The organism is Actinomadura parmotrematis, assembly GCF_019458805.1.
Lineage (GTDB): Bacteria > Actinomycetota > Actinomycetes > Streptosporangiales > Streptosporangiaceae > Spirillospora > Spirillospora parmotrematis.
The window spans coordinates 1-20053 of record NZ_JAIBOA010000011.1 but is presented as its reverse complement, the minus strand read 5'-3'; the positions used below and the strand labels follow the sequence as shown (position 1 = coordinate 20053).

Here is a 20053-nt window from a genome sequence, read left to right as displayed (position 1 = left end):
ACCGAACAAAACTAGAACACGTTACAGTCGAAGCTGAATTCCGTTCTAGAAGGAGACCGCATGGGCACCCCGGTGATCGTCGAAGCGGTGCGCACGCCGCTGGGCAAGCGCAACGGATGGCTGGCCGGCCTCAAGGCGCAGGCCGTCCTCGCGCACGCGCTGAACGCGGTCGTGGAGCGCGCCGGCGTCGACCCGGCCCTGGTGGAGCAGGTCTTCGCCGGCTGCGTGACGCAGGCGGGCGAGCAGGGCGGCCACGTCGGCCGCTACGCCTGGCTGTACGCGGGGCTGCCCTGGCAGACCGGCGTCACCACCATCGACGCCCAGTGCGGCTCGGCGCAGCAGGCGGTGCACCTCGCCGCGTCCCAGGTCGCCGCCGGCGTGGTGGACGTGGCGATCGGCTGCGGCGTGGAGGTGATGAGCCGGGCGCCGCTCGGCAGCAACGTGCTGCCGGCCAGCCCGCGCCCGGCCGACTGGTCCCTGGACATGCCGAACCAGTTCGAGGCCGCCGAGCGCATCGCCCAGCGGCGCGGCCTCACCCGCGCCGACGTCGACGCCTTCGGGGCGCGCTCGCAGCAGCGCGCCGCCAAGGCGTGGGCGGACGGCCGCTTCGACCGCGAGATCGCCCCGATCGACGCGCCGGTGCTGGACGCCGAGGGCGAGGAGACGGGCGAGACCCGCACGGTGACCCGCGACCAGGGCCTCCGCGAGACGACCGTCGAGGGCCTCGCCAAGCTGAAGCCCGTCCTCGGCGAGGGCGCCGTGCACACCGCCGGCACGTCCTCGCAGATCTCCGACGGCGCCTCGGCCGTGCTCGTCATGTCCGAGGAGATGGCGCAGCAGCTCGGGCTGCGGCCGCGCGCCCGCATCCGCGCGCAGGCGCTCGTCGGGTCCGAGCCGTACTACCACCTGGACGGGCCGGTGCAGTCGACCGAGCGGGTCCTCGCGCGGGCCGGCATGACGATGGGCGACATCGACGTCACCGAGATCAACGAGGCGTTCGCCTCCGTCGTCCTGTCGTGGGCGAGCGTCCACGAGCCGGACATGGACACGGTGAACGTCAACGGCGGCGCGATCGCGCTCGGCCACCCGGTCGGGGCGACCGGCGCGCGGCTCCTCACGAGCGCGCTGCACGAGCTGGAGCGCCGCGACGGGCAGACCGCGCTCGTCACGATGTGCTGCGGCGGCGCGCTGTCCACCGCCACGATCATCGAGCGGATCTGAGGGTGGCGGCCCGGCCGGCGCCCGAGGACCTCGGCGGGGGCGTCTGGAGCGTTCCCGTCCCGATCCCCGGCAACCCGCTCAACTACACGCTGGTCTACGCGCTGGAGAGCCCGTCCGGGCCGGTCCTGGTGGACGCCGGGTGGGAGCACGAGGAGGCGTGGGCGGTGCTGAAGGACGGCCTCGCCACCTTCGGCATGGACATCGCCGACGTGCACGGCGTCGTCGTCACGCACTACCACCCCGACCACGCGGGCCTCGCCGGGCGGGTCCGCGCGGCCTCCGGCGCGTGGATCGCCATGCACGGCGCGGACGCCGCCGTCGTCCGGATGTTCCACGACGCGGTGCGCGAGGACGCCGACCGGAGCTGGGAGAGCGCCGCGCTGCGCCGCGCCGGCGCGCCCGCCGACGAGGTGGCGGTCGCGTCCGGGGAGGGCCGCGTCGACCCGCCCGCCGTCCCCGACCGCGAGCTCGCCGACGGCGACCTGGTCGACCTGCCCGGCCGGGCGCTCCGCGCGATCCACACCCCCGGCCACTCCCCCGGCCACATCTGCCTGCACCTAGAGGACACCGGCCGGGTCTTCACCGGCGACCACGTGCTGCCCCGCATCACCCCGCACATCGGCCTCTACCCCTACGACCTGCCGGGCGTCGACCCGCTCGGCGACTTCCTCGGCTCGCTCGGCAAGGTCGGCGGCCTGCCCGCCGACCAGGTGCTGCCCGCCCACCAGTACCGGTTCACCGGCCTGTCGGACCGGGCCGCCGAGATCGTCGCGCACCACGAGGAGCGCATCGCCGAGGTGCTGGACCTGCTGTCGGGGCGGCCCGTCTCGCTCTGGGACCTCACCGCCGGGCTGACCTGGCGGCATCCCTGGGCGGAGATGACGCGGCAGGCCCGCCGGATGGCCGCCGGGGAGGCCGCCGCGCACCTGCGCGTGCTGGAGCGGCGCGGCATCGCCCGCCGCGCCGGGGACGGCGAGCCGCTCCGCTTCGTCGTCGCCTGACCGCGGGCCGCGCTGCGACGCGCGTCACACCCGCGGACGAGACCCTTGATGAGACTCCAGTCTCATGTTAGAACCTGTTCTAGATCCATTACCAAGCAAGCGCTTAGTCACGAGTCCTGCGCGGCGCGACGCGGGACGGCTGGGAAGGACGGGCGTGACCGAACAGGACGAGAGCTCCGCGGGGACGGGGATGGACGGCCGGGTGGCCGTCGTCACCGGGGCCGGGCAGGGGCTCGGCCGGGCCGAGGCCGTCGCGCTGGCCGGAGCCGGGGCCCGGGTCGTGCTGAACGACCTGCCGGGCGGGGCGGTGCACGAGACCGCCGCGCTGGTCGAGGAGGCGGGCGGCGCCGCCGTCGTGCACACCGGCGACGTCGCCGACGCCGCGACCGCCGAGGCCCTCGTGAAGACCGCTGTGGCGGCCTACGGCGGCCTGCACGCCGTGGTCAACAACGCCGGCTTCACCCGGGACCGGATGATCTTCAACATGTCCGACGAGGACTTCGACGCCGTCGTCCGCGTGCACCTGCGCGGCCACTTCGTCACCTCGCGGGCCGCCGCCGCGTACTGGCGCGGCCTGTCCAAGCAGGAGGGCGCCCCCGTCTACGGCCGGATCGTCAACACCGCGTCCGAGGCGTTCCTGCTCGGCGCGCCCGGCCAGCCCAACTACGCCGCCGCCAAGGCCGGCATCGCCGCGCTGACCCTCTCGACCGCGCAGGCGTGCGCCCGCTACGGCGTCCGCGCCAACGCCATCTGCCCCCGGGCCAGGACCGGCATGACCGCCGATGTCTTCGGCCCGGCACCCGCGCAGGGGGCCGACCCCCTGTCAGTGGACCACGTCGCACCGCTGGTCTCCTACCTGGCCTCGCCCGCCGCCGAGCGGGTCACCGGCCAGGTGTTCGTGGTGTACGGGGGGCGCGTCGCCGTCATGGCGCCGCCCACCGTCGCGCACCTGGTGACCAGCGACGACGTGTGGACCCCGGCCGGTCTGGCCGCGGCCCTCGGTCCCGCGATCTCCACCGGCGAGGCGGGCTTCTCCGCCGCCGCGTCCCTGAAGTTCGACGACCGACCGACCGGCTGACGCCCGCCCGACCGACCGGCCCCCACCCGCGGAAGGACCCCGATGGCCCGCGAGACCGACAGCAACGGCACCCCCGAGATCGACATCATCGACCCGGCGATCTACGAGCGCGGCGGCATCCCGCACGAGGCGTTCACCTGGCTGCGCGACCACGACCCCGTCCACTGGCACTACGACCTGGACGAGCGCGTCCCCGGCTTCTGGGCGGTCACCCGGCACGCCGACGTGGTGCACGTGTCGCGCAACCCGCAGCTGTTCTCCAGCCACGTGCGCACCTCGATGTACGAGGAGTTCACCGACGACGAGATCCTGCTCTACGGCATGATGATGCTGTTCCAGGACCCGCCGGACCACACCCGGAACCGGTCCAAGGTCAACCGCGGCTTCACGCCCCGGATGATCAAGCAGCTGGAAGAGCACATCCGCGACATCTGCCACGAGCTGATCGACGACGTGGTGGAGCGCGGCGAGGCGTGCTTCGTCGAGGACATCGCCGCCCACCTGCCCGCCTACGTCATCTGCGAGCTGCTCGGCGCCCCGGTCACCGACCGGGAGATGATCTGCGAGTGGTCCAACAAGATCATCGGGTTCGCCGACCCGGAGCTGAACGGCGCCAAGGAGGAGGCCAAGGTCTTCGCCGGCGAGCTGATGGACTACGCCGCCCGGCTCGCCGCCGAGCGCGCGGCCGAGCCCCGCGACGACATCGCCTCCAAGCTGTTGCAGCCCGACGAGAGCGGCGCCCGCCTCAGCACCGAGGAGTTCCAGCTCTTCCTGCTGATGCTGACGATCGCCGGGCACGAGACCACCCGCAACGGGTCGGTCGCCGGGATGCTCGCCTTCTTCGAGCATCCCGACCAGTGGGCGCGCCTCCAGGCCAACCGGGCGCTGCTGCGCACCGCGCCCGACGAGATCGTCCGCTGGACCAGCCCGATCAACCTGTTCCGCCGCACCGCCACCCGGGACACCGAGCTCGGCGGCAAGCAGATCAAGGCCGGCGACAAGGTCGTCGTGTTCTACGGCTCGGCCAACCGCGACGAGCGCGTCATCGACGACCCGTTCACCTTCGACATCGGCCGCGACCCGAACCCGCACGTCGGGTTCGGCGGCGGCGGCCCGCACTTCTGCCTCGGCACCCACCTGGCCCGGCTGGAGCTGACCGTGCTGTTCGAGGCGATCCTCGACCGGATGCCCGACATCCGGCCGGCCGGCGAGGCCCGCCGGCTCCGCTCCAACTTCGTCAACGGCGTCAAGGAGCTGCGCGTCGAGTTCACCCCCTCGGCGCGCCGCGGCACCCGAGCACGGACCGAGTAGCACCACCCCGAGGAGGCGCGAGATGAGCGGCACACCCGAGATCGACCTGGTCGACCCCGGCGTCTACGAGCGCGGCGGCATCCCGCTCGACCAGTTCGCCTGGCTGCGCGAGCACGACCCCGTGCACCGGCACCAGGGCGACCCCGCGCGGGGCAACCCCCCGTTCTGGGCGATCACGCTCCACGAGGACGTGGTGCACGTCTCGCGCCACCCGGAGGTGTTCTCCTCCTACGAGCGGCTCGCGCTGTTCGAGGAGCCCGTCCCCGAGCAGCTCGCGCTGCAGCGGATGATGATGCTGAACCAGGACCCGCCCGAGCACTCGCGCAAGCGCTCCATCGTCAACCGGGGCTTCACCCCGCGCGCGATCGGCGCCCTGGAGGGGCACATCCGCGACATCTGCCGGCGCCTCGTCGAGGAGGCGCCGGACGAGGGCGACTTCGTCCGCGACCTCGCGGCGCCGCTGCCCCTCTACGTCATCTGCGAGCTGCTCGGCGCCCCGCCCGAGGACCGCGAGAAGATCTTCCACTGGTCCAACACGCTGATCGGCGCCGACGACCCCGAGTTCCAGGGCTCGCCCGAGGACGGCGCGCAGGCCGCCGCCGAGCTCTACGCCTACGCCAACGAGCTCGCCGCCGCCCGCCGGGAGAGCCCCGCCGACGACATCGTCACCAGGCTCCTGGACCCCGGCCCCGACGGCGGCGTCCTCAGCGGCGACGAGTTCGAGCTGTTCGTCCTGCTGCTGTCGGTCGCCGGCAACGAGACGACCCGCAACGCCGCCTCGGGCGGGATGCTCGCCTTCTTCGAGCACCCCGACCAGTGGGACCGGCTGCGCGCCGACCCGTCCCTGGTGGACACCGCCGCCGACGAGATCGTCCGCTGGGTCACCCCGGTCAACCTGTTCAAGCGCACCGCCGTCCGCGACACCGAGCTGCGCGGCCGCAAGATCAGCGCCGGGGACAAGGTCGTGGTGTTCTACTCCTCGGCCAACCGGGACGCCGCCGCGTTCGCCGACCCCGGCGTGTTCGACATCGGCCGGTCCCCCAACCCCCACCTCGGCTACGGCGGCGGCGGGCCCCACTTCTGCCTCGGTTCGCACCTGGCGAAGCTGGAGCTCCGTGTGCTCTTCCAAACACTTTTGGACACCATGCCCAATATTGAACTCTCCGGTAACGTCCGGAGGCTAAGGTCTAGTTTCATCAACGGTGTGAAGGAACTGCCGGTGCGCACGCGCCCGGCGATCCGCGAGTGAACGGGAGCGGTGCGTGAGCCGGAGCGGACGTGACTGAGGCCGTCGAGCCGTCGCAAGGCCCGCTCCGCGTGGCCCTGCTCTCCTACCGGAGCAAGCCGCACTGCGGCGGACAAGGCGTCTACCTGCGGCACCTCAGCCGCGAGCTGGTCGACCTCGGCCACCGGGTGGAGGTGTTCTCCGGCCAGCCCTACCCCGAGCTGGACCGCGACGAGATCACCCTCACCAAGGTGCCGAGCCTGGACCTGTACCGCGACGAGGACCCCTTCCGCACCCCGGCCCGCGAGGAGTTCCGCGACTGGATCGACGTGCTGGAGTTCGCGCACATGAAGACCGGCGGCTTCCCCGAGCCGCTCACCTTCAGCCTGCGGGTGCTGCGCGAGCTCCGGCGGCGCCGCCGCGACTTCGACGTCGTCCACGACAACCAGGTGCTCGGGTTCGGCAACCTCGGCATCGCCCGCGCCGGGCTGCCGCTGGTCACCAGCATCCACCACCCGATCAGCGTGGACCGGCGGATCGAGCTGGAGGCCGCCGACGGCGTGCTCGCCAAGCTCGGCAAGCTCCGCTGGTACGGGTTCGTCGGGATGCAGTCCCAGGTCGCCCGCCGCATCGGCCCGGTGCTGACGGTCTCGGGCTCCTCCAAGGTCGACATCGTCAAGGACTTCAAGGTCGACCCGCGCGACATCGAGATCCTGCCGCTCGGCGTGGACACCGCGATCTTCCACCCGCGCGGCGCGCGCGTCCCCGGCCGCATCGTCGCGATGGCGAGCGCGGACGCCCCGATCAAGGGCGTGGACGTGCTGCTGCGCGCCGTCGCCAAGGTCGCCACCGAGCGCGACGTGCACGTCGTCGTGGTGTCCAAGCCCCGCGACGACGGCCCGACCGCCCGGCTCGTGCGCGAGCTCGCGCTCGGCGACCGGGTCCGCTTCGTCAGCGGCATCAGCGACGACGAGCTCGGCGAGCTGCTCGCCTCCGCCGAGGTCGCCGTGGTGCCGTCCCGCTACGAGGGCTTCTCGCTGCCCGCCGTCGAGCACATGGCGTCGGGGACGCCGCTCGTGGCGAGCCGCGCGGGCGCGCTGCCCGAGGTCGTCGGCGACGCCGCCGTCCTCGTGGCGCCCGGCGACGCCGAGGAGCTCGCGGCGGTGCTGCGCCGCCTGCACGACACCCCCGCCGAGCGGGAGCGCGTGGGCGCCGCGGGCCTCGCCCGGGTGCTGGAGCGCTACACCTGGAACGCCGTGGCCCAGGCCACCGTCCGGCACTACCGCGCCGCCATCACCCAGCAGAACTACCTGCGGCTCGCCGCGGGGAAGGCATAGCGGGACCCGTTCCGGGCCCCTCGTACGGAAGGAGCACGACCCTGCTGACCGTGGATTTCCAGCGGTTCCGCGTCACCCCCGGAGAGCGCATCATGGACATGGGGTGCGGCGCCGGGCGGCACGCCTTCGAGCTGTACCGCAGGGGTGCCGACGTCGTGGCCTTCGACATGGACGCGGACGAGCTCGCCGGCGTCGAGACGATGTTCGGGGCGATGCGGCTGGAGGGCGAGGTGCCCGACGGCGCCTCCGCGCAGACCGTGCAGGGTGACGCGCTCGACCTGCCGTTCCCCGACGACCACTTCGACAAGATCATCGCGTCCGAGGTGCTGGAGCACATCCCCGACGACATGCGGGCGATGCGCGAGCTGCTGCGGGTGCTGAAGCCCGGCGGCCAGCTCGCCGTCACCGTCCCCGCCTGGCTGCCCGAGCGGCTCTGCTGGGCGCTGTCGGAGGACTACCACACCGCCCCCGGCGGCCACGTGCGCATCTACACCCGCGCCGAGCTGGAGGCCAAGCTCAAGTCCACCGGCTTCCGCGTCGACGGCCACCACCGCGCGCACGGCCTGCACGCCCCCTACTGGTGGATCAAGTGCGCGGTCGGGGTGGACAACGGCGAGCACCCGCTCGCCAAGGGCTACCACCAGATCCTGGTGTGGGACATCATGAAGCGCCCCCTCGCCACCCGGGTGGCCGAGCGCGCCCTGAACCCGCTCATCGGCAAGAGCGTCGTCGTCTACTTCACCAAGCCCGCGACCCCGAGCAAGCCCGCGCAGGCTCCGAAGGAGACCGCCGATGCCGTCTGAGGCCCCGCCCCCTCTGGGGGCGGACCCCCAGACCCCCGGGGCTTCGCCCGAACAACAGCCTCAAGTCCCGTCCGTCCCCGGCGTCCTCACCCCCGACGACATCGTCGCCACCGCCCAGAGCATCGTCCGCCAGCAGGAGCCGTCGGGAGCGATCCCGTGGTTCTCGCCGACCCACGGCGTCCCCGGGCACGTGGACGCCTGGAACCACGTCGAGGCCGCGATGGCGCTCCGCGTCGCCGGCCTCGGCGGCCCCGCCCGCCGCGCCTACGAGTGGCTCGCCGGGGCCCAGCGCCCGGACGGCTCCTGGCCCGCCAAGTGGGTCCTCGGCGAGGTCACCGAGCCGGGCGGGGAGTCCAACCAGGCCGCCTACATCGCCGTCGGCGTCTGGCACGAGCTGGTCACCACCGGCGACGAGGCGTTCGCGCGCCGCATGTGGCCGGTGGTGCGGGCCGCGATCGAGTTCACCCTCGGCCTGCAGACCCGGCGCGGCGAGATCCTGTGGATCCGGCACGAGGGTGGCGAGGCCGCCGACCACGCGCTGCTCACCGGCTGCTCCTCGATCTACCAGTCGCTGCGCTGCGCGGTGGCGCTCGCCGAGCGCCTCGGCGAGCCGCGCCCCGAGTGGGAGCTGGCCGCCGACCAGCTCGGCCACGTCGTCGCCGCCCACCCCGAGGCGTTCGCCGACAAGGGCCGCTGGTCGATGGACTGGTACTACCCGGTGCTCGGCGGCCCGGTGCGCGGCGCCGACGCCGACCGGCGCCTCGCCGCGCAGTGGGACACCTTCGTGGTGGACGGCCTCGGCTGCCGCTGCGTGTCCGACCAGCCGTGGGTGACCGCCGCCGAGAGCTGCGAGCTCGTCATGGCCCTGGACGCCAACGGCCGCCGCGACGACGCGCTCGCGCTGTTCACCACCGTGCAGCACCTGCGGCACGAGGACGGCTCGTACTGGACGGGCTGGCAGTTCGAGAACCAGCGCCACTTCCCCGGCGACCGCTCCACCTACACGGCCGCCGCGGTGGTCCTGGCGGCGGACGTGCTGGAGGGCGCCACCCCGGGCGCCCGCATCTTCAAGGAGATCGCGGGACGGCCCCTCGGCCCCGCCAAGGTCGCCGACCCGGCCGCGTGCGGCTGCACGCTCGCCCCCGTCGCCAACCCGGTCCGCACCCGCCTGTAGGCGCGACGCGCGAGGCCCCCGCGACCCGGCCGGGTCGCGGGGGCCTCGCGCGTCGTGCGGAGGCCGGATCAGGCGGGGGTGAGGGGGTCGGTGTCGCCGACGCGCTCCAGGACGCGCAGGGAGCCCTGGACGCGGCGCTCCTCGAACGCGCCGCTGGCGAGCGCCCGCTCGTAGACGTGGAAGGGCGCCTGGCCGCCGTGGGCGGGGTCGGGGAACACGTCGTGGATGACGAGCGCGCCGCCGGCCGCCACGTGCGGCGCCCAGCTCTCGTAGTCGCCCTGGGCGAACTCCTCGGCGTGCCCGCCGTCGATGAACAGCAGCGCGAGCGGCGCCGTCCAGAACCGCGCCACCGTGCGGGAGGCGCCGACGATCGCGACGACCTCGTCCTCCAGCCCGGCGAAGGCGATGGTCTTGCGGAACGTCGGCAGGGTGTCCATCCGCCCGGTGCTCGGGTCGACCAGGGACGGGTCGTGGTGCTCCCAGCCCGCCTGGTTCTCCTCCGAGCCGTGGTGGTGGTCCACCGTCACCACGGTCGCGCCGGTCTCCCGGGCGGCCGCGCCCAGGTAGATCGCCGACTTGCCGCAGTAGGTGCCGACCTCCAGCAGCGGGCCGGCCGCGCCGAGCCGGGCCCCGTACTCCAGGGCCGTCTCGTAGAGCGCGCGCCCCTCGTCCTCGGGCATGAAGCCCTTGGCGGCGCGGGCGCAGCGCAGCAGGTCGGCGGGCATGGCGGCCGGCGGCGCGGGCGGCGGGGCGGGCGGGCTGGTCGTCCCCGCGAGGGTGGACGCCGTGCTCTCAGTCATTGATCTCCTCCGCCGGGCACTCTAGCCGAGATCTTTTGCGCGGTCCCGGTCTTGCCGCCCCATACTGAAACGTGTTCTACTTTCGTTCACAACCGGCCGGTCCGGGACCCGCCCAGGCGGCCGAATCCGATTCGGTAGATTGACGTTCACCGATGCCCCGGCGTGAACGGAGAAGGCGATGAGAGTACGAGTCGACCCCCTGGTGTGCGAGGCGAACGCGGTCTGCGTCGGCCTCGCCCCCGACGTCTTCGACCTCACCGACGACGACGAGCTGGAGATCCTGCGGCCGGAGGTGCCGGCCGACCAGGCCGACAAGGTCCGCCACGCGGTCCGCTCCTGCCCGAAGGCCGCGCTCGCCCTGGAGGAGTAGCGCGCACCCGCGCCGTCGCGCCCGCCGAAGAGGCACCCACAACCACCACCCCGAACCCCTCACAGTGGAGGCAGCCATGGCACGCGCCGCGGTACTGCATGCGGTCGGCGACACCGAACTCGACCTGCGTGACGACGTCACCACGATCGATCCGGGCCCGACCCAGGTGAAGATCAAGATCAAGGCGACCGGCGTCTGCCACTCGGACCTGTCCACGATGACCGGCGTGCTGCCCTCGGTCCCCCCGACCGTCGTCGGGCACGAGGGCGCGGGCGTCGTCACCGAGGTCGGCGACCAGGTGACCGCCGTCGCGCCCGGCGACCACGTCGTGGTGAACTGGACCCCGAACTGCGGCACCTGCGGCGAGTGCCGGCGCGGCCAGCCCTACCTCTGCATCACCTTCATCACCCAGGCGTTCACCGAGCCGGCGTTCCGGCTCGGCGACGGCACCCCCGCCTTCGGCATGGCGGGCGCCGGCACCTGGGCCGAGGAGCTGGTGATGCCCTGGCAGGCCGCCATCAAGATCGACGAGGACGTGCCGTTCGAGTACGCCGCGCTGCTCGGCTGCGGCATCCCGACCGGCGTCGGCGCGGCGTTCCACACCGCGGACATCCGGCCGGGCGACAAGGTCGCGGTGGTCGGCGCGGGCGGCGTCGGCCTGTCCGTCATCCAGGGCGCCAAGATCGCGGGCGCGGCCACCATCGTGGCGGTCGACCCGAACGAGGCCAAGCACCCGATCGCCAAGCAGTTCGGCGCGACCCACACCGCCACGCTGGACTCGCTGGAGGACACCAAGAACCTCCTCACCGCCGGGCAGGGCTTCGACACCGTCTTCGAGGTCGTCGGCAAGTCCGCCGCGATCACCACCGCGTGGAACGCCACCCGCCGCGGCGGCGACGTCATCGTGGTCGGCGCGGGCGCCGCCGACGACAACTGGTCGCAGAGCGCGTTCGGGCTGCTGTTCGACGGCAAGTCGCTGAAGGCGTCCCTGTACGGCGAGTGCGACCTGCGGCGCGACATCCCGGTCTTCGTGGACCTCTGGCGCGCCGGCAAGCTCGACCTGGACGGCCTCATCTCCCGCCGCATCCGGTTCGAGGACCTCAACGACGCGATCCGCGCCCTCGCCGCGGGCGAGGTCATCCGGCAGGTCGTGCTGTTCGACTGACGCGGTCCCCGGCGGCCCGGCGGCCCGCCCCTCGCGGGCGCGGCGCCGGGCCGTCCGCGCGTCCGGCGGCGGGCGCGGACCGCTCCCCATCGGCGGGTCCTTCGTGTTCCAATAGGACCCCGGACCGAGTCGATCATGGAGGTGGGCGGTGGTCCCGCGAACCCGGGCGGCCCTCGCGGCGGCGGTGCTCGCCGCCCCGGCGGCGCTGGGCCTCGCGCCCGCGCGCGCCGAGGGCGCGGCGCCCGCCCCCTCCCCCGGCCCCGTCCTCACCGGCAAGCGCGTCCACGACGTCCAGGGCGCCGCGCACGTGTCGCCGCTCGCCGGGCGCACGGTCGCGCAGGTCCCCGGCGTCGTCACCGCCGTCACCGGCAACGGGTTCTGGATGCAGGACCCGCAGCCCGACCGCGATCCCGCCACCTCCGAGGGCGTGTTCGTGTTCACCCGCTCGCGGCCCGCGGTCGCCGCGGGCGACGCGGTGGCGGTGGACGGCCAGGTCAGCGAGTACCGCCCGGACGGCCCGGCGTCGGCCGCGCTCGGCCGCACCGAAATCGACGCGACCGCCGCGCCCGTGCGCGCGCACGGGCAGCCGCTGCCCGCGCCGACGCTACTCGGCCCCGGTGGCCGCACCGCCCCCGGGCGGGTCGCCGCGCCCGCCAAGGGCGGCGCGCAGACCGACGCCGAGGCGCCCACCACCCGCTTCGACGCGGCGCACAACGCGCTCGACTTCTATGAGTCACTGGAGGGCATGCGCGTCCGCGTCCAGGACGCGGTCGCGGTCGGTCCGACCCGCTACGGCGAGGTCCCGGTACTGCCCGGCGGCGGTGCGGGCGCGGACGGGCGAAGCGCGCGCGGCGGCGTCCTGCTGCGCGACGGAGACGCCAATCCCGAGCGGCTGCTCCTCGACGACGTGCTCGCGCCGCTGCCCGCTCTGAACGTCGGCGACCGGCTGCCCGGCGCGCACGACGGCGTCCTCGACTACGCGCAGGGCGCGTTCCGGCTGCTGCTCGCCACCACGCCCGTCCGCGCGGACGGCGGCCTGCGGCGCGAGACCGCCCGCCCGCAGCAGACCGGCGAGCTGGCCGTCGCGACCGCGAGCATGGACGGCCTCAGCCCCGACTCGCCCGCGTCCCGCTTCCGCGACCTCGCCGGGGACGTCGTCGCCGGCCTCGGCTCCCCCGACCTCATCACCGTCTCGGGGCTCCAGGACAACAGCGGCACCGACGACGACGGCACCGTCGCCGCCGACCAGACCGTCGCGCAGCTCATCTCGGCGATCAGCGAGGCGGGCGGGCCCGCCTACGACTGGCGCTCGGTCGCGCCCGCCGACGGCGCGGACGGCGGTCCGGCGGGCGGCAACAACCGCGTCGGGTTCCTGTTCCGCACCGACCGGGGCCTGTCCTTCGCCGACCGGCAGGCCGCCGGGCCATCCGCCGCGCCGACCGACGCGCTCACCGACGGCCCGCCCGACGGCGGGCCCGCCACCGTCGCGACGCAGGTCGTGCGGGGCGGCCTGACGCTCAGCCCCGGCCGGATCGCCCCCGGCGACCCGGCGTGGGCGGGCACCCGCAAGCCGCTCGCGGGCGTGGTGACCTGGCAGGGCCGCCGCATCGTCGTCGTGGCGAACCACTGGTACCCGCGGACCTCCGACGACCAGCCGGTGTTCGGCCGCTACCAGCCGCCGCGGCTGCCGAGCGAGTGGCGCCGCGACGCGCAGGCCAGGGTCGTCGCCGGGTTCGTGCGGTCGGTGACCACGGTCGACCGCGACACCGACGTCATCGTCGCGGGCGACCTGAACGAGCGCGACTTCGCGGGCCCGCTGCGCGTCCTCACCCGCGACGGCGGGCTCCGCGACACCGCCGCCGAGGTGCCCGCCGGCGGCCGCTACACGGCCGTCGTGGACGGGAACGCGCAGGTCCTCGACCACGTCCTGCTGAGCCCCGGCCTCGCCCGCCGCGACCACGACGTGACGATCGTGCACCGCAACGCCGAGTTCGCCGACCGCGCGGGCGACCGCGACCCGACCCTCGTCCGCATCGACATGGACGGCGAGGCGGGCGCCGGCAAGAGCGGCGACAAGACGCCGGCCGCGCCCGCCGCGTCCGCGTCTCCAGAAGCGGCACCCGGCCCCGCCGACGCGCATCCCCTGCCCGACGCCGCACCCTGAGGGCGGGAAAGAGCGATGGCCGGCGAGCGCTGCCCAGTGCCGCCGGCCATCGCGGACCACCTGATTATCGCGCAAGGTGCCGGATTCGCTACAGGAACGGCGCGATTCCCCGCATAAGCGTCCGACTCCCGCCGCCCCCCCTCGCGCCCCACCGGCACCTGCGGCCCCAGCGGCCCCGCCGGCCCCTTTGGGCAGTCCCTAATCTCGCCCTAGGGACCGGTCCGAAAACCGTTCACGTTTTGTCCCGATCTGTACGGGGATTCCGTCCCGCGTCACTGCACGCGAGAGGAGACGCCGTCATGGCGCGGAGATACTACGGCGGCCGCGGGATCAGCCTGGTCGGCCTCATCTACATCCTGATCGGTCTCTTCGTCGCCTGGGACCGCGGCTACATCAACCCGGACCTGCTGCGGAGGGTCGCCAGCGCGCTGCTCGCCATCTTCCTGTGGTTCCTGGTGCTGCTCGGCATCGACATGCACATCCACGCCTAGCGTGCGGCGGCCCGCCGGGTCGGCCTCTCCCGGAGGACAGGCCGACCTTGCGTCCGCGTCATAGACGGGTCGTGTGCGCGGAGGTACGTTCCGTCCATGGCTAAAGGCGGATGCAGTTGCGGACATGGTTCCTGCTCGTGCCCGAAGGGGTGCTCCTGCGGTTGTAACGGCTAGCTCGCACCGGCGCCGGTGAGGGCGTCCGGGTAGACGAACAGGCCCGGGGCGCCGCCGGTGTGCCAGAACACCACGGTCTCGTCCGGGCCGATCGCGCCCGTGCGGGCCAGGCCGGCGAGCCCGGCCGCGGCCTTCCCCGTGTACACGGGGTCGAGCAGGATCCCCTCCGTGCGGGCGAACAGCCGGACGGCCTCGACCATCTCCGGCGTCGGCACGCCGTAGCCGGGCCCGAACCAGTCGCCGTGCACGCGCGGGCGCCGCTCCGGCAGCGGCGCGCCGAGCAGGTCGGCGGTCGCGCCGAGCACCGCGTCCAGCGTGGCGGCGGTGACGCCGGCGGGCTCGTAGACGCAGACCGCCTCGATCGCGGTGTCCAGGCCGGCGTGCGCCAGGCCGAGGGCGAGGCCGGCGGTGGTGCCGGCCGTGCTGGTCGCCACCACGATGCGGTCCACGCCGCCCGGCAGGTCCGCGGCCTGCGCGGCGAACTCCAGGCCCGCGGCGACGTAGCCGAGCGCGCCGGTGGCGTCCGAGCCGCCCGGCGGGATCGCGTAGGCGGGCCCGATCTCCGCCAGCAGCGCGAGCGCCTCGTCCGCGCCGTCCACGATGTGCGTGCGGGCGCCCAGCAGGCCGTCCAGCAGGACGTTGCCGGACGTCTCGTAGAGCGCGTCCGGGCGCGGCACCGACCGGGTGAGCACCAGCTCGCAGCGCAGCCCGAGGCGGGCGCACGCGGCGGCGGTCTGCCGGGCGTGGTTGGACTGCACCGCGCCGAAGGTGACGACGGTATCGTGGCCCTCGGCGAGCGCGCGGCCGAGCAGGAACTCCAGCTTGCGGGTCTTGTTGCCGCCGAGCGCGAGCCCGGTCGCGTCGTCGCGCTTGACCAGCACGCGCGGGCCGCCGAGCGTCTCCGTCAGCCGGGGCGCCTCGTGCAGCGGGGTGGGCAGGTCGGCGAGCGGGACGCGCGGGAACCGGGACAGGAGATCGCTCATGGGGCCATTGTGCGCCACAGCACGAGGCGGCTCCCCCGGTGGTCTGCCACCGTGCCCGCGCCGAGGAGCGCGCCGCCCGCCGGGGCGAGCGCGGTGATGCGCTGCTCGCCGCTGCCCGCGCCGCGCACCGGGACGCGCCGCCAGGCGGCGCCGTCCGCCGACTCGTACAGCTGGGGCGCCGGCGCGCCCGGCGCGGCCAGCGCGAAGCCGCCGGGCGTGGCGGTCACGGCGGACGGGACCGCGCCGCCCGGCACCGGCCTCGCCGTCCAGGTCGCGCCTCCGTCGGCCGAGAGCGCCAGGAAGGCGGCCGGGCCGTCCTTCGCTCGCCCCTCCCCCACCGCGAGGACGCGGGCGCCCGAGGCGACGACGCGGGTGAGGACCGCCGACGCGACGCCCGGCGGCGGTGCGGGCGCGGGCGCGGCCGTCCAGGTCGCGCCGTCGGCGGAGGTGAGGACGGCGGGGGCGGTGGCGCCGCCGACCGCGACGTAGCCGCCGGGCGTCGCGGTGACGGCGCGCAGGCGGGCGGCCGGCGCTGTCCCGCGCGTCCAGGTCCGCAGGTCCGCCGAGCGCCACAGCGCGGTGCCCGCCGCGACGTAGCCGCGCGGCCCGTAGGCGACGGCGGCCGGGACGCCGCCCGGCGCCGGCGCGCGCGTCCAGGACGCGGCGTCGGGCGAGGTCAGCAGGGTGCCGCGGGCGCCGACGGCGACCCATCCGGCGGGCCCGCCCGCGACGCCGGTGAGGCGGGTCTCGCCAGGGGCGGCGGTGCCCGCGGCGCGCGTCCAGGCGAGGCCGCCGCCCTCCCAGGCGGCCGGGCCGCCGTTGGCGCCGCCGACCGCGACGGTCCGGCCCGCCGCGACCGCGAGGGCGGTGACCGCGCGGTCGGGGCGGATCGCGCCGGGCACGGCCGCGAGGTCCACGGGCGCGCCCGCCGACAGGTAGGGGTCGTCGCCGAGCCGCCCGGCGAGCACCGGCGTCCCGGCGGCGCCGACGGCGAGGCCCCGGACGTCCGGAGCGGCGGCCGGACCGCCGTATCCGGCGGCGGGCCGCCAGGCGCGGCCGTCGGTGCTGGTCAGCAGCGTCATGGTGCCGCCCGCGCCGCGCAGCAGCGCGGCGAGCCCGGCGGCCGAGCCGGCGAAGGCCGCGACGCCGCCGTAGCCGGGGACGGAGAGCCGCACGGCGATCCGCCACGATCGCCCGTCCGTGGACGTGAGGACGGTCGCGCCGCCTTTCCCGCCGCGCACCAGGTAGAGGCCGCCGGGTCCGGCGGCGAGCCCCAGCGCCGGACCCCCAGCGGCCTCGATCCGCGTCCAGGACGCGCCGCCGTCGGCGGACCGCCACAGTCCCGGAGCGCTCGTGGTGACCGTCTTCCTCTTGCCGTGCGCGCCCTTCTGCTTCACGGTGCGCGGGTAGGCGCCGTGCGCGACGAGGATCCCGCCGGACGCGGCGATCCGGTCCAGGACGGTCGCGCCGGCGGGCGGCGCCGCGCGGCGCCAGGACCGGCCGTCGGGCGACGCCCACACCGCCGCCCGGCCCGCCGAGGCGCCCACGGCGGTGAACCCGGCGGCCGTCCCGGCCAGCCCGGCGACGGCGTCGGCGGGCGCGAACGCCGCGCCGCCCGGCGCCTCCGTCCAGGTGGCGGCGTCGCGGCTCGTCCATGTCACGGTCGCGCCGGCCGGGTCGCGGCCGAGCGCCGCCCAGCCGCCCGGCCGCGCGGCCAGCAGCGCCGGACGGGCGCCGGGGACGGGCTCGGCGCCGCTCGCGGCGCGCACCCCGGCGAGCCGCCACGGCCCGCCGGACGACACCAGGAACTGGGCGCGGTCGCGGCCGTCGCTCTCGGTCTCGGCACCCGCCGCGACCACCGCCGCGCCGGCGGCGGCGACCGGGCCGAGGACCTGGCCGAGACCGTCGGACGCGGCGGCCGGGTCGGAGGCGAAGAGCGCGTCGGCGGGGACGGGCGCGGGGGCCGCCCGGCCCGCGTCCTCGTGCCCCCGGGTGAGCGCGTAGCCGCCGGCGGCCGCGACGCCGAGCGCGACCGCAGCGGCGGCGAGCGGTCCCGGACGGCGCGCGCGGCCGGGCGCGGCGGGCACCGGCGGGATGTCGTCGTCCACGGGGCCGGGCGCGCCGGACCAGGCGATCCCGGCGTCCCGCCACACCTTCTGGGCGTGCCACCAGGGGGTTCCCTCGATCCGCGCGGGCGGGCCGGAGGCGAGGCGCAGGCGCGTCGCCCGCGAGCCCGCCGTCCCGCCCTCGGCGAGGGCGCCGTCCTGCTCGGGGCTCCTGGACGTCAATCGCGCTCCCGCCGCTCTCGGATGGCCGACGGCTCACCATCCAACCGCGCCGCCCGGCCCGGTGCGGGGACAATCGCGCGAACGGCCTCAGCCCGCGGCGGGGCGGTCCCCGATCTCGATCGCGCCCTTGTAGGCCAGGCCCCGCACCACGACGACCGGCGCGTCCGGGCCGGGCGCCCCGTGCAGCTCGCTCGACACGCCGGTGCCGCCGGCCTCCACCCGCAGGCCCGGCGGGACGACGATGCGGACGTCGGACTTGTAGGCGAGCACCCGCAGGGTGGTCACCTGGGCGTCCAGCTCGGCGCCGCGCAGGTCGAGCAGGCCCGTCCCCTTGTAGACGACCACGTCCTGCCGCTCGGGCAGGCGCCACCGGCCGGTGCGGCGGAGACCGGACTTGTAGGCGAGCTGGAAGCGGCCCGGCGACCGCGCCGGCGCGCCGCCCGCGGGCCGCGGGGACGCGGCCTCGGGCAGGTCCGCGGAGATGTCGGCGAGGTCGCCATGGGTCCGGGCGGCCAGGGTGCGGTCGATCCGGTCGTCCAGCTCGGCCTCGGCGAGCCGGCCCTCGGCGAAGGCGGTGTGCAGGCGGACCAGGAGGTCGTCCCGGTCGCGGTCGGAGGCGAGGATGTCGGGGGCTCGCATGGGAGGTCTCCTTCGCGGCGTCAACGCGATGTATCTTAACTTAGATTCCCTCCCTTTTCGAGAGAAATGCCCCCGGCACGCCGGAGCCCGGCGCGTCCGCGTCCGGCCACCGCCGTCGGTTACCGTCGTACCGTGGTGATCATGTGAACGCGCTCGCCGGACATCCCCACGGCCCCTACACGCTGTACGACCTGGACGCCCTGCCCGACCAGGGCGGCGGCCACGAGCTCGCCGACGGCTGGCTCACCGAGCTGCCCGGCGACCTGTGGCACGACAACGCCGCCGACCAGCTCCGCGAGATCCTGAAACGGGCCGCCCGCCAGGCCGACGCCGACGTGCACGTCGCCGCGTCCGCGCAGTACGTCGTGACGCCGGCCGGCATCCGCCAGCCCGACGTGTTCGTCGTCGCCCGGGACGTGGCCCGGCTCGCGCTGGAGAAGCAGAGCCGCACCTACTACGGCCCCGACCTGGTGCTCGCCGCCGAGATCGTGACGCCGCGCACCGCGAGCGAGCAGGTGGACCGGGTCCGCAAGGTCGCCGAGTACGCCGCCACCGGCATCCCGCACTACTGGATCATCGACCTGGAGCCGCGCCCGTCGGTGACCCTGCTGGAGCTCGACGGCGACGCCTACCGGACGGTCCGGCGCGCCAAGTCGGGCGAGCCGGTCGTGCTGGAGCGCCCCTTCCCCGTCGCCTTCGACCCGGCCCGGCTGTCCGAGATGGAGTGAGTGGCCGGATCCTTGCGCACCTCGGCCGTCCGGCCGCTTCCGGGCGGGCCGCGCCGGCGGCAGGCTGGTCCGCATGACGACGATGCGCGCGATCGGCGTGGCCGCCCCCGGCGGCCCCGAGGTACTGCGGGAGATCGAGATCGAGCGGCCCGAGCCGGGCCCCGGCGAGGTGCTGGTGCGGGTGCGCGCGGCGGGGGTCAACCCGACCGACTGGAAGCACCGGGCGGGCGGCGGGCTCCTCGCCCCGCCGTTCGTCCCGGGCTGGGACGTCTCCGGCGTCGTCGAGGCCGCCGGCCCCGGCGCCGGCCCGCACCGGCCCGGCGACGAGGTGTTCGGGATGCTGCCCTACCCCCACGGGGCCGGCGCCTACGCCGAGTACGTCGCGGCGCCCGCGCGGACCTTCGTCCGCAAGCCCGCGAACCTCGACCACGTGCAGGCCGCCGCGCTCCCCCTCGCCGCGCTCACCGCCTGGCAGGCGCTCGTGGACGCGGCCGGGCTGCGGGCCGGGCAACGCGTCCTGATCCACGCGGCGGCGGGCGGCGTCGGGCACCTGGCCGTGCAGATAGCCAAGGCGCGCGGCGCGCACGTCACCGGCACCGCCCGCGCCGCCAAGCACCCCTTCCTCAAGGAGCTCGGCGCCGACGAGGCGATCGACTACACCGCCGTCGACTTCGCCGACGCCGCCCGCGACATGGACGTGGTCCTCGACACCATCGGCGGCGACTACGGGCCGCGCTCGCTGCGCACGCTGCGGCCCGGCGGCACGCTCGTGTGGATCGTGCTGAGCCGCCCCTTCGACGGCGACGCGACGGGCTTCCGCACCGAGAGGGTGCTCGTCGAGCCCGACCACGCCGCGCTGTCGGCCATCGCCGGCCTCGCGGCCGAGGGGCGGCTGCGCGCCGCCATCGACGGCGTGCTCCCCCTCGCGGACGCCGCCCGCGCGCACGAGCTCGGCGAGACCGGCCGCGTCCGGGGCAAGCTCGTCCTCACCGTGGCGGACTGAACCCCGCGCGGCGGGGCCAGGTCACCCTGCCCTACCGCGCGTGCGCGCCCGAACGATTTCCGGCGGCGCTAGGCTGCGGCCGTGCTGCTGCTCACGAC

18 protein-coding genes are annotated in these 20053 nt (G+C 75.3%); 14 read left to right on the top strand and 4 right to left on the bottom strand.

Annotation, left to right across the window (positions count from 1 at the left end; all coding sequences use genetic code 11):
* Window positions 1–60 precede the first annotated feature (60 nt).
* From K1Y72_RS18230 to K1Y72_RS18195, 8 genes are all read left to right on the top strand, one after another.
* Window positions 61–1221 (top strand): steroid 3-ketoacyl-CoA thiolase, encoded by a 1161-nt coding sequence (locus tag K1Y72_RS18230; protein WP_220167564.1) that lies wholly within the window; start codon window positions 61–63, stop codon window positions 1219–1221.
* A gap of 2 nt (window positions 1222–1223) precedes the next feature.
* Window positions 1224–2222 (top strand): MBL fold metallo-hydrolase, encoded by a 999-nt coding sequence (locus tag K1Y72_RS18225; protein ID WP_220167563.1) that lies wholly within the window; start codon window positions 1224–1226, stop codon window positions 2220–2222.
* 154 nt (window positions 2223–2376) lie between these two features.
* Entirely contained in the window at window positions 2377–3300 is a 924-nt protein-coding gene (locus K1Y72_RS18220; protein ID WP_308287128.1) for an SDR family NAD(P)-dependent oxidoreductase, read from the top strand.
* 42 nt (window positions 3301–3342) lie between these two features.
* A complete protein-coding gene (locus K1Y72_RS18215) occupies window positions 3343–4611 on the top strand; it encodes a cytochrome P450 (protein ID WP_220167562.1) in 1269 nt (422 codons plus the stop codon).
* Between the two features lie 22 nt (window positions 4612–4633).
* Window positions 4634–5860, top strand: coding sequence for a cytochrome P450 (locus tag K1Y72_RS18210; protein ID WP_220167561.1), 1227 nt, complete (start codon window positions 4634–4636; stop codon window positions 5858–5860).
* 29 nt (window positions 5861–5889) lie between these two features.
* Window positions 5890–7173, top strand: a complete 1284-nt coding sequence (locus K1Y72_RS18205) for a glycosyltransferase family 4 protein (RefSeq protein WP_220167560.1) — start codon at window positions 5890–5892, stop codon at window positions 7171–7173.
* Window positions 7174–7214: 41 nt separating this feature from the next.
* Complete coding sequence (locus tag K1Y72_RS18200) at window positions 7215–7976, top strand: class I SAM-dependent methyltransferase (protein ID WP_220167732.1); 762 nt, start codon at window positions 7215–7217, stop codon at window positions 7974–7976.
* Complete coding sequence (locus K1Y72_RS18195; protein WP_258572743.1) at window positions 7966–9150, top strand: prenyltransferase; 1185 nt, start codon at window positions 7966–7968, stop codon at window positions 9148–9150. Before K1Y72_RS18200 ends, K1Y72_RS18195 begins: the two co-directional genes overlap by 11 nt.
* A 68-nt stretch (window positions 9151–9218) precedes the next feature.
* On the opposite strand, the gene K1Y72_RS18190 is transcribed toward K1Y72_RS18195, so the two are convergent.
* Window positions 9219–9950 carry a class I SAM-dependent methyltransferase gene (locus K1Y72_RS18190; RefSeq protein ID WP_372452917.1) on the bottom strand — a complete coding sequence of 244 codons (732 nt, stop codon included), beginning with the start codon at window positions 9948–9950 and terminating at the stop codon, window positions 9219–9221.
* A gap of 178 nt (window positions 9951–10128) precedes the next feature.
* Between K1Y72_RS18190 and K1Y72_RS18185 the strand changes: the two genes are divergently transcribed.
* From K1Y72_RS18185 to K1Y72_RS18170, 4 genes are all read left to right on the top strand, one after another.
* Complete coding sequence (locus K1Y72_RS18185) at window positions 10129–10320, top strand: ferredoxin (RefSeq protein ID WP_220167559.1); 192 nt, start codon at window positions 10129–10131, stop codon at window positions 10318–10320.
* A gap of 76 nt (window positions 10321–10396) precedes the next feature.
* Window positions 10397–11485 carry a Zn-dependent alcohol dehydrogenase gene (locus tag K1Y72_RS18180; RefSeq protein ID WP_220167558.1) on the top strand — a complete coding sequence of 363 codons (1089 nt, stop codon included), beginning with the start codon at window positions 10397–10399 and terminating at the stop codon, window positions 11483–11485.
* A gap of 148 nt (window positions 11486–11633) precedes the next feature.
* Window positions 11634–13649 (top strand): DUF8508 domain-containing protein, encoded by a 2016-nt coding sequence (locus K1Y72_RS18175; RefSeq protein ID WP_220167557.1) that lies wholly within the window; start codon window positions 11634–11636, stop codon window positions 13647–13649.
* Between the two features lie 299 nt (window positions 13650–13948).
* The gene (locus K1Y72_RS18170) at window positions 13949–14140 is read left to right on the top strand and encodes a hypothetical protein (RefSeq protein ID WP_220167556.1); all 192 of its coding nucleotides are present in this window, start codon (window positions 13949–13951) and stop codon (window positions 14138–14140) included.
* Window positions 14141–14310: 170 nt separating this feature from the next.
* Here K1Y72_RS18170 and K1Y72_RS18165 read toward each other — a convergent pair whose 3' ends face one another.
* The 3 genes from K1Y72_RS18165 to K1Y72_RS18155 form a co-directional block, all read right to left on the bottom strand.
* Complete coding sequence (locus K1Y72_RS18165; protein WP_220167555.1) at window positions 14311–15297, bottom strand: D-cysteine desulfhydrase family protein; 987 nt, start codon at window positions 15295–15297, stop codon at window positions 14311–14313.
* Window positions 15294–17585, bottom strand: a complete 2292-nt coding sequence (locus tag K1Y72_RS18160) for a sialidase family protein (protein WP_220167554.1) — start codon at window positions 17583–17585, stop codon at window positions 15294–15296. Before K1Y72_RS18160 ends, K1Y72_RS18165 begins: the two co-directional genes overlap by 4 nt.
* An 87-nt stretch (window positions 17586–17672) precedes the next feature.
* Entirely contained in the window at window positions 17673–18224 is a 552-nt protein-coding gene (locus tag K1Y72_RS18155; protein WP_220167553.1) for a DUF1707 SHOCT-like domain-containing protein, read from the bottom strand.
* 143 nt (window positions 18225–18367) lie between these two features.
* Between K1Y72_RS18155 and K1Y72_RS18150 the strand changes: the two genes are divergently transcribed.
* A complete protein-coding gene (locus tag K1Y72_RS18150; RefSeq protein WP_220167552.1) occupies window positions 18368–18952 on the top strand; it encodes a Uma2 family endonuclease in 585 nt (194 codons plus the stop codon).
* Between the two features lie 82 nt (window positions 18953–19034).
* Window positions 19035–19955, top strand: a complete 921-nt coding sequence (locus K1Y72_RS18145; protein WP_220167729.1) for an NADP-dependent oxidoreductase — start codon at window positions 19035–19037, stop codon at window positions 19953–19955.
* Window positions 19956–20053: the final 98 nt, after the last annotated feature.

Excerpts from the sequence above, each read along its gene's own strand:
- K1Y72_RS18195 (WP_258572743.1), top strand. The coding sequence starts at position 7,966 with ATGCCGTCTGAGGCCCCGCCCCCTCTGGGGGCGGACCCCCAGACCCCC.
- K1Y72_RS18170 (WP_220167556.1), top strand. The coding sequence starts at position 13,949 with ATGGCGCGGAGATACTACGGCGGCCGCGGGATCAGCCTGGTCGGCCTC.
- K1Y72_RS18210 (WP_220167561.1), top strand. The coding sequence starts at position 4,634 with ATGAGCGGCACACCCGAGATCGACCTGGTCGACCCCGGCGTCTACGAG.
- K1Y72_RS18165 (WP_220167555.1), bottom strand. The coding sequence starts at position 15,297 with ATGAGCGATCTCCTGTCCCGGTTCCCGCGCGTCCCGCTCGCCGACCTG.
- K1Y72_RS18180 (WP_220167558.1), top strand. The coding sequence starts at position 10,397 with ATGGCACGCGCCGCGGTACTGCATGCGGTCGGCGACACCGAACTCGAC.
- K1Y72_RS18155 (WP_220167553.1), bottom strand. The coding sequence starts at position 18,224 with ATGCGAGCCCCCGACATCCTCGCCTCCGACCGCGACCGGGACGACCTC.
- K1Y72_RS18145 (WP_220167729.1), top strand. The coding sequence starts at position 19,035 with ATGCGCGCGATCGGCGTGGCCGCCCCCGGCGGCCCCGAGGTACTGCGG.
- K1Y72_RS18185 (WP_220167559.1), top strand. The coding sequence starts at position 10,129 with ATGAGAGTACGAGTCGACCCCCTGGTGTGCGAGGCGAACGCGGTCTGC.
- K1Y72_RS18230 (WP_220167564.1), top strand. The coding sequence starts at position 61 with ATGGGCACCCCGGTGATCGTCGAAGCGGTGCGCACGCCGCTGGGCAAG.
- K1Y72_RS18190 (WP_372452917.1), bottom strand. The coding sequence starts at position 9,950 with ATGACTGAGAGCACGGCGTCCACCCTCGCGGGGACGACCAGCCCGCCC.
- K1Y72_RS18215 (WP_220167562.1), top strand. The coding sequence starts at position 3,343 with ATGGCCCGCGAGACCGACAGCAACGGCACCCCCGAGATCGACATCATC.